General features: G+C 30.4%; 13 protein-coding genes. 1 reads left to right on the forward strand and 12 read right to left on the reverse strand.

The features are described from left to right. Positions 1-109: 109 nt before the first annotated feature. The 9 genes from CUEA01_RS23340 to CUEA01_RS23375 all read right to left on the reverse strand — a co-directional run bounded on the left by CUEA01_RS23340 (position 110) and on the right by CUEA01_RS23375 (position 12,710). Positions 110-2,653, reverse strand: a complete 2,544-nt coding sequence (locus CUEA01_RS23340) for an FtsX-like permease family protein (RefSeq protein WP_234124701.1) — start codon at positions 2,651-2,653, stop codon at positions 110-112. After that, complete coding sequence (locus CUEA01_RS25035; RefSeq protein ID WP_268906379.1) at positions 2,650-2,976, reverse strand: ABC transporter ATP-binding protein; 327 nt, start codon at positions 2,974-2,976, stop codon at positions 2,650-2,652. Before CUEA01_RS25035 ends, CUEA01_RS23340 begins: the two co-directional genes overlap by 4 nt. A gap of 47 nt (positions 2,977-3,023) precedes the next feature. Beyond that, complete coding sequence (locus tag CUEA01_RS25250; RefSeq protein WP_329604029.1) at positions 3,024-3,338, reverse strand: ABC transporter ATP-binding protein; 315 nt, start codon at positions 3,336-3,338, stop codon at positions 3,024-3,026. A gap of 392 nt (positions 3,339-3,730) precedes the next feature. Next, positions 3,731-5,872 carry an ornithine decarboxylase gene (gene speC / locus CUEA01_RS23350; RefSeq protein ID WP_329604030.1) on the reverse strand — a complete coding sequence of 714 codons (2,142 nt, stop codon included), beginning with the start codon at positions 5,870-5,872 and terminating at the stop codon, positions 3,731-3,733. Between the two features lie 199 nt (positions 5,873-6,071). Continuing rightward, entirely contained in the window at positions 6,072-7,559 is a 1,488-nt protein-coding gene (locus tag CUEA01_RS23355) for a GH39 family glycosyl hydrolase (RefSeq protein ID WP_234124702.1), read from the reverse strand. A gap of 733 nt (positions 7,560-8,292) precedes the next feature. Next, positions 8,293-9,030, reverse strand: coding sequence for a beta-glucanase (gene bglS / locus CUEA01_RS23360; RefSeq protein WP_234124703.1), 738 nt, complete (start codon positions 9,028-9,030; stop codon positions 8,293-8,295). A gap of 347 nt (positions 9,031-9,377) precedes the next feature. Beyond that, positions 9,378-10,796 (reverse strand): MFS transporter, encoded by a 1,419-nt coding sequence (locus tag CUEA01_RS23365; RefSeq protein WP_234124704.1) that lies wholly within the window; start codon positions 10,794-10,796, stop codon positions 9,378-9,380. Positions 10,797-11,595: 799 nt separating this feature from the next. Continuing rightward, a complete protein-coding gene (locus CUEA01_RS23370; RefSeq protein ID WP_234124706.1) occupies positions 11,596-12,330 on the reverse strand; it encodes a hypothetical protein in 735 nt (244 codons plus the stop codon). A gap of 29 nt (positions 12,331-12,359) precedes the next feature. Beyond that, positions 12,360-12,710 (reverse strand): hypothetical protein, encoded by a 351-nt coding sequence (locus CUEA01_RS23375; protein ID WP_234124708.1) that lies wholly within the window; start codon positions 12,708-12,710, stop codon positions 12,360-12,362. Between the two features lie 194 nt (positions 12,711-12,904). On the opposite strand from CUEA01_RS23375, the gene CUEA01_RS23380 reads away from it, so the two are divergent. Further along, positions 12,905-13,807 carry an AraC family transcriptional regulator gene (locus CUEA01_RS23380; RefSeq protein ID WP_234124710.1) on the forward strand — a complete coding sequence of 301 codons (903 nt, stop codon included), beginning with the start codon at positions 12,905-12,907 and terminating at the stop codon, positions 13,805-13,807. Positions 13,808-13,849: 42 nt separating this feature from the next. Here CUEA01_RS23380 and CUEA01_RS23385 read toward each other — a convergent pair whose 3' ends face one another. The 3 genes from CUEA01_RS23385 to CUEA01_RS23395 form a co-directional block, all read right to left on the reverse strand. After that, positions 13,850-15,355 carry a flagellin N-terminal helical domain-containing protein gene (locus tag CUEA01_RS23385; RefSeq protein ID WP_234124711.1) on the reverse strand — a complete coding sequence of 502 codons (1,506 nt, stop codon included), beginning with the start codon at positions 15,353-15,355 and terminating at the stop codon, positions 13,850-13,852. 54 nt (positions 15,356-15,409) lie between these two features. Further along, positions 15,410-16,153: an HAD-IB family hydrolase gene (locus CUEA01_RS23390; RefSeq protein WP_234124712.1), complete on the reverse strand. Its 744-nt coding sequence runs from the start codon at positions 16,151-16,153 to the stop codon at positions 15,410-15,412. A 535-nt stretch (positions 16,154-16,688) separates the two neighbouring features. Next, the gene (locus CUEA01_RS23395) at positions 16,689-18,317 is read right to left on the reverse strand and encodes an IS1182 family transposase (RefSeq protein WP_234117334.1); all 1,629 of its coding nucleotides are present in this window, start codon (positions 18,315-18,317) and stop codon (positions 16,689-16,691) included. Between the last annotated feature and the right edge of the window lie 55 nt (positions 18,318-18,372).

An 18,372-nucleotide genomic window follows, 5' to 3' on the forward strand; every position in this document is an offset into this window, starting at 1 on the left:
ACTTTGTACTTTATACTTTGTACTTTGGTCTAATGCTTCGCATTAATTTTAAGTTACGTATTAAATAAGTTTATTGCGACAGCTTTTTTTAGTCTTTATCTTCAGCATGCTAATCGATTCTAAACATGTCACTATGATTTTCAATCTTCATATTTGCAATAACAAATAAAGCGGAACTAATTGCCATGATTAAAGCCATGCAAATCATACTAAAAATTATATTAATATTGCACTTATACTGAGAATACAATACATTACTCATTAAAAAGTAGCTTACTATCTCCTCCATCAATTCTGCCAAAATACCAGAAATAATGCCTACTACAAATCCCTCTATAATTACAATTTTTCTTATATCCCTATTTTTAGCCCCTACTACTTTTAAAACAAGGAATTCTTTTATTCTCTCATAATTAATAACTATAAGTATGTTCGACATTAAACATATTGCTGAAAATATACTTATAAAACAAATTACAACAACTGTGAGCACCAACTTTTGAAGGTATTCTTTTAATTGATCAAGTTCTTCTGTGATGCTAAATACCTGAGCGTGTTTTAATTCTTTGCTTAAATAAAAAATCAAATTTTTCTCGTTCTTTGAAGAACTTTTCACCAAATATTGCAAAACGCTATCTGTATCATTTAATAATCCATTTTTTTGCATAGCATTTAAACTCATATATAAGTTATCGCCACCAGTAATGATATTCTTCTTCATTATCCCAACGACTTTTAACTTTAAAGCTTTACCATTTATCTGAAAGTTAATTTTATCATTTACGTTAATACCCATGCCAGAAAACTCATTACCTAAAACTACACAATTACTATTCTTATCACTTTTACTTAGTCCTCTGCCTTCAATAATTGAATAATTCATTTCATTACTATTTAAATCAACTCCATAAGCAGTTAAATTGCTAAAGGTATTTAAATAATCCCCCCGCATACTAGCATTTATATTATTATCTTTTAAAAAATTTTCAAAGTTCTTGCCATTAATACTTATTAATTTTGCTGTAGAACTTGCTCTTTTAATATATTGAAATTTATTTTGATTTAACACCGTTTTTGTTTTATTTTCATCTTTATACGTAGTTCGAATAATAGTATTATAACCATTATTATTTATCATATATTGATTCATTATATTTGGAATAACCCCATAACATAAATTTAGCATAACGCCGCATAAGAACACTACAATGGTTAGTGAAGTTGCTTCCATAGAAAATTTTAATTTCTGCCTTTTTAAGTTTCTAATTGAAAGTAAAATATACTTATTTTTATTGGCCTTAATTTTAGTAGATACGTTTATGAGAACATAATTTATTCCAAAAATAAGTGCTACAAAAATACCGAAAGAAAAAATATACATACAACTCATAGGTAAGGATTTTATATATAATCCAAAACTTATCATAAGCAACACAAAGGTTTTAAAAAACGGTAATGCTAATTTATTTTTAAATTCAATACTATGTTTTTGCTGACGAAGTATATGGGCTGGATTGACCTTATTGCCTATTTCAATAGCGAATAGAGTAAATATAAAGGTTTCTACAATAATAAATAAAATAGTGGTTATAATTTGCAGCCAGGATGCAGAAATTATCGAAATCAAATTCATTTTACCCATTATAGATTTTTGAGTTACACCTATTACAATAAAACTTAATACAATGCCTAATATATTACCAACAATGCTTATTATCCAAGTCTCGTATAAAATAAGCTTTTTAAGCAATTCTTCATTCATCCCATAAATATTTAGAATGATGTAGTCTTTCTTCCTTTTCAAATTAAGTAAAATAACAGTAGCCGCTATACTTACTCCGCTTATTACTATAACAATTATTTCAATTATATTTAGTACCTTGCTCTCGTTATCTAATGTTTGCTTATTATGTTCAATGATATCTTTGTAAGTATTTATTTCACAATTGCTTTTAAATACTTTATTAATCTTTTTTTCAATTTCTTCTAACTTGTACTTTTCATTAATTTTAATAAGTATATTAGATGCAGAAGTATTTCCACTTTTATTACTAATTACTTTGTCATTTAATACTTGCTTATTTATAATAATTACTCCTACAATACTTTCATCACTTACGTTAGTATCAATAATGCCTGATATTTTTAATTTTATATCATTAGGAAAATTTTTAATTTTAATTGAAACAACGTCACCTTTTTTTAAATTAAATTTATTTGCTATCTGTTTATTTATAACAACACAATTATCTTTAAGACTTGTCCCGTAATTGTAGCTTGAATTTATTATTGGATAATTATTTGGATCCACAAATTTTAAAAATACTGTACTTGAAACATTGTTGTATATAAAATTATTTTGAAACTTATAGATAGTTGTATAATTAAAATAACCCTTATCCCTAAAATCCTTTAATTCTTTTAACTGATATTTAGTTAAACTTTGATCAAGTAAATTAATATTAATATCACCTTCATTAGAATTTATTGCATTGCTATTTATATAAGTATTGTTAAGTGACAGCATAAGTTCTATTGATAATAATATTGCTGCTGATATAGCAATGGATAAAATGCTTAAAAACATTTGATATTTATTCTTTTTCCAAGTACTAAAATTATAAGTCTTAAATAATTGTTTTGTGGTTATCATATTTCCATCGCCTCTTTTAAGGTACCATCTTGCATATATAATATTCTGTCTGCTCTTTCCGCTACGTTCCTATCATGGGTTATCATTACAATTGACATATTATACTGTTTTCTAAATTTATCAAAAATATCTAAAACAATTTTACCATTTTTGCTATCCAATGCTCCCGTTGGCTCATCCGCAAATAAAATTTTAGGTTCGCCTGCTAATGCTCTTGCTATTGCTATTCTTTGTTGTTCTCCACCTGATAATTGCTTTGGTAATGATTTCTTCTTATTTTCTAATCCTACAATATTTATTAGTTCACAAGCTTTATTTGACATATTAATTTCTTTTTTAGAAAAAAATAAAGGTATTTCAACATTTTCCTCTACACATTTAAAGTAGGAATTAAATTAAATGATTGAAATACTATACCTATGTTTTCATTTCTAAATTCTGTTAACTTATTCTCATTTAGCTTCTGTATATCTACATGATTAATTGTAATTTTGCCTGCTGTTGGTTTATCTATACATGCCAATATACCAAGTAAAGTACTTTTACCACTTCCACTAGCACCCATTATAGCAACATACTCGCCTCTTTTAACACTAAAATTGATATCCTTTAAAATTTCAAACTTCTCATTCTCTACACCTACAGACTTACAAATATTTTCCGATTGTAATATATAATCTGCCACTCAATTACACCCCTTTTCTTATATTCCAAATTCCTCTCCGTATAATTCAAAAAATATTAATCATATTAAATTATTCATTATTTTGACATTTTACTATATAAATAACATAATATCAAATTATACATTATTCTAATTTGTAATATAAAAAAATCATATACATATTGAAAAACCTTAATACTCAGATTTTAAAGATTTAGATAAAAGTACAGAGTACAAAGAAGGATGATTTTCTTCCGTTTCACTGCAGAAAATCTTAAAACTTATCCTCGGTTGCGTAAGTAATCGAGACATTACTGTTGTCGGCAAAGCTGACAACAGTTAAGTTTAAGATTTACCTGACGCAAGGAAAGGTAAATCATCCTTCATTGTACTCTGTACTTTGTACTCTGCTTTTACTTATCTAGTACGTATCCATAAGCATTAACAACGCCATTTTCCTTTTCCAAATACACTCCTTGAATCTCTGTAGCAAAGCCTGGAAACTTATTTATTCCATCTCTTAATATTAAGAAGTATTTTTGTGCTATAGTATTCCACTTTTCACCTGGAACAACACAGAAAACACCCGGCGGATATGGAAGTGCTCCTTCTAAGGCTATTTCGCCTACAATATCTTCTAATTTAACTAATTTAGCATGGTTTCTTACCAATTCCCAATTAGCCTCTTGAGGTGTTATTGCCTGCTCTGGGAAATACTCTGCTCTAAATAATTTCTTTTGATAAGTTTTTGCATCATTTTCTCCATAAAAATCATGCATTTCCTTACATAATCTTTTGATTGTATATCCTCTATATCTATCTTCGTTCCTGCCATAAAGTTTCGGAAGAACCTCACTTAATGGCTTATCTTCCTTTATGCAAGTTTCAAATTGCACTAATACTTCTACAAGCTTTTTCATTTTTTCTAAGCTTTCTGCTGGTGTTAGCAAGAATAATATAGAGTTTAAATCGCTTTTTTCCGGTATAACTCCATGCTCTCTTAGATAATTTGCAAGAATAGTCGCAGGAATACCAAAATCTTCGTATTCACCAGTTTCAGCGTTGATTCCTGGCGTTGTCAGCATAAACTTATTAGGATCAACAAAATATTGATTTTCTCCATATCCCTCAAAGGAATGCCACTTTTCTCCCGGTTGAAACTTGAAAAATTCAATGTTATTTGCAATCTCTTCTGTAGGATATTCCTCCCACTTCTTTCCGTTTACAACTGGTGGAATAAATGGTTTTAGCATGGAGCAATTTTTAAAAACTAATTTTCTTGCTTCAACTCCTACTTTTATGCAATCTGACCATAAACGCTTACCGGCTTCACCCTCTTGCATTTTTGCATTAACATCAAGTGCCGAAAATAGTGGATAAAATGGGCTAGTTGAAGCATGTAACATGTACGCATTATTAAACCTTTTATGATCTACATAACGCTTTTGCCCTCTAATATGCTTATCCTTCTTATGAATTTGTGATGTCTGCGAAAATCCTGCCTGCTGTTTATGAATAGATTGTGTTACAAATATTCCTGGATCTTCTTCATTCAAATCAAGTAGCAGCGGAGAACATTGCATCATCATAGGTATAAATTGTTCATAGCCAACCCATGCTGAATCAAATAAGATGTAATCACAAAGGTGGCCTATTTTATCAACTACTTGCCTTGCATTATAAATAGTTCCATCATAGGTTCCAAGTTGTATTACTGCTAGTCTAAATGGTCTTTTTTCCTTAGACTTTTCTACATCAACTTTTGCCGCTAGACTTCTTAAATATTTTTCATCAAAACAATGTGCATCTATTCCGCCAATAAATCCAAATGGATTACGTGCAGTTTCTAAATATATAGGTCTGCCTCCTGATTGAACTAAGGCTGAATTATATACTGATTTGTGATTGTTTCTATCAAATAAAACTAAATCTCCTGGGGCAACTACAGCATTTGTTACAACAGAATTGGAAGCACTCGTCCCATTCATTATAAAGTAAGTTTTATCTGCATTGTATACTTTAGCTGCATGCTCTTCAGCTGACATAGCTGGCCCTTCATGAATTAACAAATCTCCAAGTTCAACATCTGCATTACAAATATCTGACCTAAAAATATTTTTCCCATAGAAATCATAAAAAGCTCTACCTGCTGGATGTTTACGAAAATATTGTCCACCTTGATGACCAGGACAATCAAATTGTATATTTTCCTTTTCAACATAATTAGCTAATGTCTCAAAAAATGGCGGCAATAGCCTTTCTTCATACTGATTTGCTGCATCCTCAATTTCCCTTGAATAAAGCTTTTTATCCACTTCGTTTTCCGTTACTATACTATAAACTTTTTCAATTGATTTATCACTGTTTTTTAAAATAAGAAATATGGGAATTCCAAACTTTGTATCATTAATATCCTTAATAAATTCAATATCTAAATCAGTTAATACAACTGCCGCTACATCTGTATAATCTGTATCTTGAACTAAAACCAAATCTCTTATAGTTGAAAAATATTTTTCAGCTTCCATGCTGCAAGCTATTTTTAAATGCTTCACAATTATCCTCCTTCGTCACTTAAACAAATTTAAGAACCCCTATTCATCAAAGATAAAACATTCATTATCTATAATAAACAAATTTAGTTTTCTAATTCATTTTTTGTTCTATTAATATGTTATTACTTTATTTATCATTTGTGCCGAATTTATTTTAATATGAAGCATTTTGAAAGTCAATAAGTTTTATTGGACATTTTTAAAATTCATTTACAGTTACAAAATAAACATCATTCTGTTTTATATCAAGTTCATATACAAAATCTTTTCCTTCTTCAATAACTATATTAGTCTGCATAACAGGTAAACCTGTTGCTTTTGAATTTAATAATGCAATTTGTTCTTTTGTCATAGTTCCATTATACTCAGTATTTAAATATTCAGTATATACATCATTTTGCCTATACCCTACGCTGTATATTGATAATTGGTACTTACCTGGCTTCAAATTAGATACAGACAATTGAACCTTTTCCGCAGGTAGTGCCGGTAAATCCTTACTATAATATACTTGATCCGGAATATCCTTTGGCTTAGTATAAGTGTAATTCCAAAATAAAATTTGAATACCCTTATCATCCTTGCAAACCCATGCGCTCTCATCATCACATTCAAGCTCTAAATTTCCTAATTTATTTAAATATTTATAGGAAAAAAATGAAGGTTTCTTTAGCCCCTGTACATTTAATAATCCAAAACCTCCGCGGAAATGTGTTTTTGGTGGTCCCGGTTCCTCAAAAATATCAGAAAATACCCAATAAGACATTGAATCAACTAAATTTTCAAATTTCTTTACTTTAGACAATATATATGCTGCTGAAAAGTACGAATCATGAACAGGATCACTTTGAGAATATGATGAATTCCATTCAGTAAAATGTATTTCTAAATTAGGTATAGGAGAATTTTTAACCTGATCATGTACTCTAGCTACATCATCAACTATTGCTCCAGGACTTGGATCAAGGGATACCTGCTCTATTCCAAATTCATCAAAAAATCCATTTACACCGTAAATATGAGTTGATATAAAATCAACAGGAACCTTATCCTTATAGCAAAAATTTATAAATTCAGTTATCCACTCACAGCCTGCAGTAGCAGGTCCACCTACTCTATAGTCGCTAGCTACATCTTTTATTGTTTTTGATGTAATTTCATAGAGTTTAAAATATTCTTTCATGTCTCCTGTAAAAAATCCGTCAAGATTAGGTTCATTCCAAACCTCAAAATACCATTGTTTAACTTCATCATGGCCATATCTACTTGTGAAATGCACTGTAAGCTCATGTATTAAGTTTTTCCACTTTTCATAAGAGTTTGGAGGTGTTATATTTCCTTTCCACCAAAATACAGTTTCTGAACCACTGGCTAGGTCCTTTGGCATAAATCCCAATTCTACAAAAGGCTTCATTCCTAAACTTAAAATGTGATCATATAGTAAATCTACGTATTGCCAATTATAAATTGGATTGCCTTGTCCATCTTCACTGTATACAGCCATATCATCATGCAGCAAACCATGAAATCTCAAATATTTAAAGTCACATTCTGTTTTTATTATTTGCAAATGTCTCTGATGTTCTGCTAAAAGTCCTTCGTATGCACGTCCAGACCCCACACAATTTTTAAACATCTTATTATGAATACCTTTTACCCTGTTAACATCCGATTTTATTGTTCTCACAATTTAAGACCCCTTTCACAATATGTAAAAATTTTTTCATAAAAACACCCTAATTGCTTACAACTAAACCCCTATTTGTTTATTTTTTGCAAACGTTTTCCGAAATCGTTAACTCATACAAACATAGAATATATTGCCAAGGCAAATATGTCAAGAATAAATTTATTTTTTCTATAAACTAATTTATTATATATACAGATGTAAAAAAGGTATTCTGTAGATTTCACTATACTACATATAAATCCTTATAGTAGTTCGTAAAAAGAATACCTTAATTTTTTCACATACCATATATAGATAAACCATTTCAACTATTAAAATTCATGTGCACCATAATGCCCAGAAGACGGCACTTTGGTACAAATAAATTTTAAGTTTCAAGGTGGTTTATCTTTATAGATAGACAACTTGAAACATTCAAATTATAAATACCAAATGCAACAAGCAGAATATATTTTCATTACTAAAACTTAGTCTAGGAGTTTGGGCGTAAAGCCCATGTAGGTTTTTTAACTTAATATAAGTACTTTCAATAGTAGTGAAATAAAACTTTGTATATTAATAACTTTCGTCAGGAAAATCTTAAATTATAAGCTCATCCTAGCACTATAAATGGTGCTATTGCGTAAGCAATAAAAAAATAAGTTTTAAGATTTTCTGCAGCAAAGCGGAGGAAAATCCTCCTTCATTGTGAATTGTGCATCGTGAACTGTGCATTGAAAAATTTATTTAATTAATTTGAAGTATAAGATGCCCAATTATAATATGCATATACTGGTGTCACTCCATCGTAAGGCCCTAGCCAATCATCCTCGCCAATTCCAGGCCATAAATTCATCATAATTCTTCCAGCATGTGATGGAATATTATTTGTTGCCCTATATACTTCTCTTCCATCAACTAGCCACGCAATATAAGTTGGCTGCCAATTAAACGCATAAGTATGGTAACTTTTCGATGCATCAAATCCTAATTGATAAAGGTGTTCGTGATTTCCAACTCCATTTGTAAAATAATTAAATTGAACTTCTGAAGTATTCTTTCCCAGGAATTCTATGTCAATTTCATCCCATGGATTATTGTCACTAGGACCTGTATAAGTAAAAAATGAAGAATCTATGCCACTATGAGCTGCTGGTTTCATGTTTACCTGATATATTCCATATCCGTATCTATTAACAGAACGATACTCTCCACCTGCATAAGGTTTTGTTCCACCTTGTGTATCCTTTGTTACGGAAAGTGCCATTGCTCCTCCATTAAAATTTACATTGCTAGCTCTCCATGTACAATTGAACATGCCACCATTTGTCCATCCATCAGACTTTGTCCAGAGATTTGTATTGTAAAAATCAAAATTGTCAGTAACATTAGTTGACGCAAAGACTTTTGTTGAAACTAAACTTGCTGAAGCTAAAATGCCTAATGTCAATACAGCAAAAATTGAATTTTTTAATTTTTTCTTTAACATAATACTCCTCCTTAATATGACAAATTTGTATCTGGTTATTTACATGATAAATTCTACCATGTAAATAGCACTTAGCTAATAATTATAAAATATGCTGAATACTTACAACTAAGCCTCCTATCTGTTTACATTTTGTAAACGTTTTTATATTATTAACTTATATACTCATAGGATATATTTTCAAAATAAATATGTCAATAGTAAATTTGTTTTTTTGCAAAACAAGTTATTGTAAATAAATATATAAAAAAGGTATTCTCTAGGTTTTACTATACTACACATAGATCTTTATAGTATTTCGTAAAAAGAATACCTTAATTTTTTCACATACAATATATATAGTGAAACTATAAGCTTTTGATCTTATGCATCCTAAATGCAGTAAACAGCATTCCAATACAACATATAAAAACTAAAACAATATATACGTGTTTCATGCCATAAACAAAAACATAATCCTTTCCAAAAACATAGTTAATTACCCTATGTCCTATTTTAAGACTCATAAAATTGTACAAAATAGTTGTAGCTAATGTTATTCCAACCATTTGACCTAAGTTTCTTACTAGTGAATTAACACTCCCTGCTATACCAAGCTTGCTTTTAGGAACTGTTGACATTATTAGTGAATTATTAGCTGGTTGAAAAATTCCCTGTCCTAACGCTATTAAAACTACACATAATACTACCTTTATTAAATTAGAATTTTCATTTAATAATGCCATAAAAAGGAATCCACCTGACATAAATATAAGTCCTATAAAAGTTTGTATTTCTGATCCCATTTTATCTGCTAGATTGCCTGAAATTGGCGAAATTGCAGCTAGAATTAACGGCTGCACCATCATAAATACCCCCGCTGCTGAAGACGACATTTTTAATGTATCCTGTAAATAAAACGGTATTATAATTATTGATGCAGATAAGCATACAAATGATATGAATGCACAAAATAAGCTTAATGAAAATAATCCATTTTTAAAAATTTCAAGCTGCAAAAGCGGAAGTTTCATATTCTTCTGTACTACGATAAATATTATTAAACAAAATACCGCTAAAACAAAACTAATTATAATTACTGGATTTTTATAGCCCAACTGTTGCTCACCAATTAACGATCCAAACAATAGCATAACTGCTATGCTATATAAAATAGCACCTTTAACATCAAACTTTTCATCAATATTCTTGCCCTTTGGTAGCACTCGCAAGCCGGCTATAAACGCTACTATACCTATGGGTACATTTACAAGGAATATATAATTCCAGTTTAAGACACTTATAATAAGTCCTCCTGCAGGCGCTCCTATCATATTTCCCAAGGCAACTGCAGATACTAAAATTCCCAAAGCTTTTCCTCTCTCTTTCTGAGGAAAAATTTGCGTTATAATTCCCTGATTATTCGCCATATATGCTCCTGCACCAATACCTTGAATTATTCTAAAAATTACAAGCATAGTTAATGAACTTGAAAGTCCACACATAAGTGATGCAAGAGTAAACACTATAGTGCCAATTTTAAATATCTGTGACTTTCCTTTTATATCTCCTAATCTCCCAAATATTAAAAGACTAGCACAAATAACCATAACATAACTTGCTACTACCCATTCTATTTCAGCCATACTCACTGAAAGCTTTTTTGCCATTGTAGGCAATGCTACATTTACTATACTACTATCAACACAAGCCATAAAAGACATTAATACTACCACAAGCAAAATAGTCCATTTTCCGTGGCTTTTATTTTGATCCACAAGAGTCATTAATAACTCCACCCTTTCTTTAGCATATTACTGCTATATTTATTTATAATTGCTGTTATTATAATATCAATATAACCATTATGTTTCATTAAATATATTGCTAAGTATTAGCATTATATTGCTAAAAATAAGGAATTTAAAAAATTAAAATTGATTGTACCAAATTCATCCTGTTAAATTACAATTTAACATAGAGTACAAAGTACAGAGTACAGTGAAGGATGATTTTTCTACGCGAGCGTAGAAAAATCTAAAAACTTATTCTTTTATTGCTGTGCAATCGCGCCATATATGGTGCTCAGCGAAGCTGACAACATTAAGTTTAAGATTTACCTAAGCAAAGCGAAAGGTAAATCATCATTCACTGTACTCTGTACTCTGTCATCTGTACTCTGCTCTAAAAATTGTAATTTGTTAGGATAAACTTGGTATTTGCAATTTCAATGTTTCAAATTGCACATCTATAAAGATAAAACACTATTTGTGAACGCATGAAAAATGGGCTATTGCACAAAAATTATTTTATACACAAATAAGCAAAGTATAGTGCAAAATCAAATAGCCTTTGGTAGATGGAGCAAAATGATGTTAGGGAATAGCATCATTTTTTCCTCCACCTACCAAAGGCTATTTGATTAATCTGTTACATCTTTGCTTTACAATATATAATCATTTTCTAACAACTTAATACAATAGTTTTAATGATTCCAGTAATAAATATTGTTTCTGTACTACCCCAAAATTCCGTAGGCACGGAGGAATTTTCTCCTTAAACCACTGCTCTTACCTCGCAATTAATTTATTGACCACTGACACTCTGTGTTGCATCAGTGCTTGTAGCTGCTTCAGTATTAGTACTAGTTTCATCTGTACTAATTGTAGTTGCAGTATTTGCTACTTTAAGAGCTGCATCTAAATCAGCATTTAACTTAGTTAGTGCATCTAACCTTGCTTGCATCTTAGCTATAACTTTATCCATAGAAGCTAATGCATTATTAAAATCTTCACTATTTACTTTAGCTTGAGTATCACTAACCTCACTCTTTACTTCTGCTGTTGCCTTAACATTATCTGCATCTGTTTTAAGATTCTGTGCTAGTGTAAGTAAGGAATTAAGCTCATCTTGTGGCAATGTTTTCTTACCCGCTTGGATGTCACTTATTATAGCTGAAAGTTGCTCCTTTTTCTGTTCAATTTGTTGTTTTAATGCTATAGCCTGCTGCTTAAGTTGTTTCATTTGATCATGCTTTGCTTTCATTTGAGTTTTAAAAGCATCTTTTTGCTGTTTCTTTTCATCTCTCTTCTGCTGAGCCGCCTCTTTTTTCTCTGCCCCTTTAGCATTACCTTGTTCCTTCTTAGAAGCTACATCACTATTTTGAGTTTGCTCACTGCTGCTTGTCACATTAGCTTTTACTTCCTGTTTAACATGCTTTCCGCCTTTATTTTCATTATTACCATTTCCTTTTGCAAATGCTGCCGTAGGAAATAAAGTAGCTATTGCTAATGCAAGTGCTATAATCCTTTTTCTATTCATCTTTCTCACTCCTAACGTTTTAATTAACTTTAGTTTAAATTAATGTCACTTGGATCCTGAAGCGATTTTAAAGCTTCATCTATATTTCTTACTGCTGAATCTAGTTTTACTTGTACTTGTTTTTTCTGCTGAACTGATAGTTTAGGTAAATTCGTTGATCTTATAGTGTTTTGTGAATTTGCATTATTTTTTTCTGTTAATGCTTCCGTCTTAATACTTTCTTTTTTGGTACTTTCTTTTTTATCAGAAACTGATTTGCTTATTACATCTGTACTGTTAGACTTTTTTAAATCTACCTTACTGTTTACCACCTTCTTAGCAGAACAACCAGAAAAAATCACCACTGCTGTAAATAAAATTGCAAGCACTCGTTTTCTCATGGTATTTTCCTCCTATTGCGATTTTACTAGATATACTGCTTTACTCTTATTTTCGTAACCTCTTGTTTAAGCTTCATTTAATGTTAGTGGGTTATTTACAATAAAATTCCACTGCCAAAGTCATTAATAACTCCGTCTTTCCTTTAGCACATTATTGATATATCTACTTATAATTGCTATTATTATAGTAAGATGTGAAAAAAGGTAGTGAATTCATGAAAAAAAGTGCCAAAAATTATTTTTATAAAAAAATGCCCGATGAAAATTTTTTTGTTGATATATTTGAAAAAAATCATTATAGTTTAGGAACCGATTTAAAAGCACATTGGCATGAACATATTCAATTTTTTTATTTTACTAAAGGACAAGCACTTCTTAGATGTAATTCTAACAAAATAGAAGCATTGGCAAACGACATTATTATTATAAACAGTAATGAACTCCACTCTATAGAAAATTCTTCTGATGATTTAAATTACTATGTAATTAGAATTGATTTATCTTTTATTTTCAGCAACCAAATCGATTCGTGCCAAACAAAATTTTTAGCACCACTGGCAAGTAATCTAATTTTATTTAAAAACCTAGTTAGAAATAACAAAGAAGCCTTGAAGTGTATTAATGAAATTATAAAAGAATATTTTTCAAAAGAAATAGGCTTTGAACTTGCTATAAAATCACATATACTAAACCTATTAGTATTGCTTTTAAGAAATTATGTAGCAAAAATATTCACACCAAAGCAATTTAATCTTAAAGTAGAGAGGTTAAATCAATTTCGCTATATCTTAAATTATATAGATGGTAACTTTACAGAAAAAATAACTGTAAACGAACTTGCAAATCTTTTTCATGTTAGTAATTATCATTTTTGCAGACTTTTTAAAGAAACCACTGGCAAGACTGTAATTGAATATATTAATGAACTCAGAATAAAAAAGGCTACTCTTCTTTTAAAAGAGAGCAGCTTAAGCATAACTGAAATAGCTTTAACCTGTGGATTTAATGATGCAAATTATTTTAGTCGAATTTTTAAAAAAAATAAAAATATAAATCCGTCCAAATTTAAAAAACAGCTAAGGCAGCTTAAAACCTAAAAAAAGAAGAAAACTTCATTTCCTCCTTTTATATAACATATTTTATTTTCCAGTACTGTTTACTTGCCACTTATCCATAAGATTTGATATGCTTTCACCTATATTCTCCGATTGCTTTAACATTGCTTGTGATGCTTCCTGTAATATATTACTTTTAGTCATTTTCATAACTTCTTTGGCCATATCTACATCCTTTACTGTGGAATCAGCTAATGTTAAATTGTATCCATAATTTCGTACATTGTTATATATGTGATTCAAAGTATTTTGATATGCCCCAAATTTACTACGTTGTGCAGAAGTTATATCTATTGCCTTATCAATTTCATCGAGAGAAATAAGTGCCTCTTCATTTGTATCAACATTCACATTATCGATACCCAAATTTTTTGTTCTTGCATCAAAAAGTTCAACCAAAAATTGTTCATTAGATTTTGCCCCTACCTGAAGTTGCAATGTACCCATTTCGCTATCATCAATTTCTTTATTACACCCAGCATCAATTAAAACCTTGCTTGCAAATGAATCCAACTGATTACCAAAATCATCATATATATTTAAATAATCGCCACCTGTAGCTGAAGATAATCTATTAAGTTGAGTTTCTGCATCACCACTTGTAGGTCCTACTACTGTAAATTTAACGCCATTACTTTTAAGTTCATTTATTACATTGCTCATATTTAAACTTGATTCACCGTCTCCTCCATCGGCCGTAGCATCATGTACTGGAGCATCTGTAACCAAAATAAATTGCTTAGCGGAATCGCTCCTTAAATTATATGATAATGCTCCGTTACCACTGTCCGCGATGCCTTCCAATCCAGATTCATTAGTATCTCCGCCACCACTTGGTACTATATTATCTATATAAGATTTAAGATTATCTAAATCTTTAGTCATGGGTGATTTTAACACCGCATCTCCACCTTGTGAAGGATTAACATCACCATAAGTAACTAACCCCATGTTTACATCTATGCCGTTTTCAGTCAATTTATTTATAAATCCATCCAAATTATTCTTAACCTTGCTAATTGGTGTTCCCATACTTCCCGTTCTATCAATAATAAATACTATATCCGCAGTTCCTGGAGTCCATTTTGGTGGAACAACATTGCTTGATGTAGGTGGTGTTAATAGACTTATTGTATTAAAATTAGTACTCTTTGCTGTATCATTAATAGATTCCTTCACTTGATCAAGCTCATTTTGTATTTTCATTCTATCATCTTGCGACAAGGTTCCATTTAACGCCTGTACTATAAGATCCCTCATTCTAAAAAGATTAGGATTTTGTATAGACCCAAGCCCTGCTTCGGCAGTTTGAATAAGGCTGATACCATCTTGAATGTTTGTGCCTGCCTGTTCAAGCCCGTTAATTTGTGCCCTCATTTTTTCATCTATAGTAGCTCCTGCGGCATCATCAGCTGCTTTATTTATTCTCATACCGGAACAAAGCTTTTCTACAGAACTAGCTTTTTCTTTTCCTGCTGCACTAAATTTATTAAGAGCCGTTAGTGCATTTACGTTATGATTTATTATCAAGTTTCCCACTCCAATCAGCTAAATATCATTTATAATCTGCAATTTTGTACTTTGTTAAATATTGCTCTCATCACACAAAATGCACTTAGCCGTTAATCTGTAAATCATGTCTTTTCTCTCTACAATGATTTTAACTTTATCTTTTAACTTTTCATCGTTCATTACCTTATTTATAAGCTCTTTTGTTGGATTCATGCATACTGGGTTTCCAACAGATTTAAGCATAGATAAGTCTCCTGCCGTATCGCCATATGCATAGCATTTATCGAGATCTAAATCATATTTGTTTTTCATTTCCATTATAGCTTTATCCTTACTTACGCTGTCCCACATTGGTATAACTTCACCAGTATATATGCCACTTACTTCATCAAATACATACTTAGCTCCTCTATAATCATCAAAACCATATTTTTCAGCCATTTGCTTTACAAGTTCAATAGGACTTCCTGAGATAGTTATTATTTTATGACCATTTTCCTTGTGCCATTTAATTCTATCTCTTGTATAAGTGTATACCCTATCTCCCTTTTGTTTAACAACTTGTTTTGCAATAAATTCTACTTGTGACTTATGAAGTCCCTTAACCGCATCAACATATATACCTGCCATTTTAAGAAGGTAATTATCATAATCTCCCGTTCTTGTATCCCACTTCTTAAATTCTGGCTGCACTTCCTCATACCATTTTTTAGGATTAACAATCTCATATTTTATAAGCTTCTTAAAAACTTCTGTTATTAAGCCTTCTCTATACAAAGTACCATCTATATCAAAAAAAGCAGCCGTGTTTTTCATTTGCAATCACCTACTCATATTATATATTTTACTATCTATAATATAACTTATTCATTAAAATTTCCACTACTTTTTTGTTAACTATAACTCACACTATAAAATTATTGCGAAGTAATTTAATCAATTCACAATTCACAGTTCACAATGCACAATGAAGGTTGATTTGCCTTCCTTTTGTCAGGCAAATCTTAAATTATAAGCTTCGCTTAGCACCATAAATGGTGCTATTGCGTAAGCAATAAAAAAATAAGTTATAAGATTTTCTGTAGCTTTGCTACAGAAAATCCACCTTCATTGTGAATTGTGCATCGTGAATTGTGAATTGATTTAATTCGCAATCTTTATTAATTGTAAAGAGGGTGTCGCATTAGCATAAAAAAATATGCTAATGCGACACCCTTGTTTTTAGCTGTTTATGCTATTTTTTAGCAATATTCTGATTGATAGCAAGTTCAACATCAAAAAAACTGTTCACTTTAATAAGCCTTTGCTATTGAGGCTTTTTTCGAATTAAAATGATTTTAAGATTTTAAAATCAAGCACTTTTTTTGATTGGAAAAAGATGTGTTTCGGTTTTATCCAATTGAATTTTATTATGTAACTTATTTACATTATGTGCCATTGCGAGCAAAATACTTTCCGCCAAAACATTATTTTTACCTTTGCTTAAATATCTGCGAAATCCCATATCTTGTTTTATCTCTCCAAAAGAACCTTCTACTTGAATGCTTCGATTCATCCTTAATTTACAACCTTCCTCGCTTACAATTCTTTTAAGATTATCTTTACGAAGTTCATTGAATAGTTTAGAAGTTTCAAGATTTTTAGTTCTTTCTTCTAATGGAGTTTTACAATTATGTCCTTTTATGCATTTGCTCTTATATTTACAATTACTGCAATCTTCGCATGTATAAATTGTTTTTTCACTTATATAGCCTGTCTTGCTCTTCCTGTTTACTATTTTATTCACAGTTAACTTCTTATTATTTTTACAGGTATAGTAATCACCAAATTCATTATATTCCATATTCTCTATCCTACTTATATCACTTTTATATTTCTTCGTTTTAGATATTTCATAATTTGTTGGTTTAATAAATGATAGCTGCATATTTTCTTTAATGTAAACATAATTTTCTTCGCTCTCATAACCTGCGTCCGCAGTTATGTTTGAGTACTTAAAATGCAGAAGATTTTCCATACTTTTTATAAATGGAATTAATGTTGTGGTATCTGTAGGCTGAGGGCCTACAGTAAGCCATACTATGTATTGAGAATCTACTCCATGTTGAACATTGTAAGCAGGTTTTAACTGACCATTTTTCATTGCATCTTCTTTCATTCTCATAAATGTTGCATCGTTGTCAGTTTTTGAATAGCTGTTACGTTCACCACAAGTATAGATTTTTTTTGTATATTCTTTTAGCTTTTCAAGGTATTCTTCAAGTGTTTCAATAGAACGTTGAATTGGATTTTTTCGTTTTCCACATCCATGTACAAATTCTATATTTTCCTTCTGTTTTAAAGTATAAAGTTTCTTTCTAAGTTTTTTTATATGCTTTATTTTAACCTTGTTTTCATATACAATTTTTATACCATATAGTTCTTCACACTCAGCTACAAAATCAGCCAATTTAGAAAGCAATCTTTCTAAATTTTTGCATACTGATTTCTTCCAAACAAAAGTATATTTATTAGCACAAGCTTCTATTTTAGTACCATCAATAAATATATCATTTCCCATAACTTCTCCAATTTCATAAAGGAAATTAGACATTTCAGCCATGATTTCCTTTGCGCATAGCGCAAAGTGTATACTGCGAAACCTTGCAAATGTAGAATGATCAGGTGCTTTAGAATCTCCTAAAAGGTACATAAAATTAACATCCCTTTTACAGGACTGTTCCATTTCTCTTGATGAGTAATTATGATTCATATAAGAATAAAGTACAATTTTAAGCATCTGACGTGGCGTTGCTTGATTCTCCCTTATACGAGAGTAAGTCGAATACAAATATGTTAAATCCATCTCCTCAATAAATTGACTTAGCAAACGCACCGAATCATCAGCCGGAATTATGTACTCAATATTTAGTGGAAGTTTTAATTGATAATCTCCCTGAATTGAAGTATAATTTTTATGTAAATTAATGTGTTTAGTCATATGTTAATTTTACCATAAATCTTTCACTCTTTTGAGTGAGAGATTTATTTTTTGT

The sequence above is a fragment of the Clostridium hydrogenum genome (genome assembly GCF_021432385.1).
GTDB classification, from domain to species: Bacteria; Bacillota; Clostridia; order Clostridiales; family Clostridiaceae; genus Clostridium_S; species Clostridium_S hydrogenum.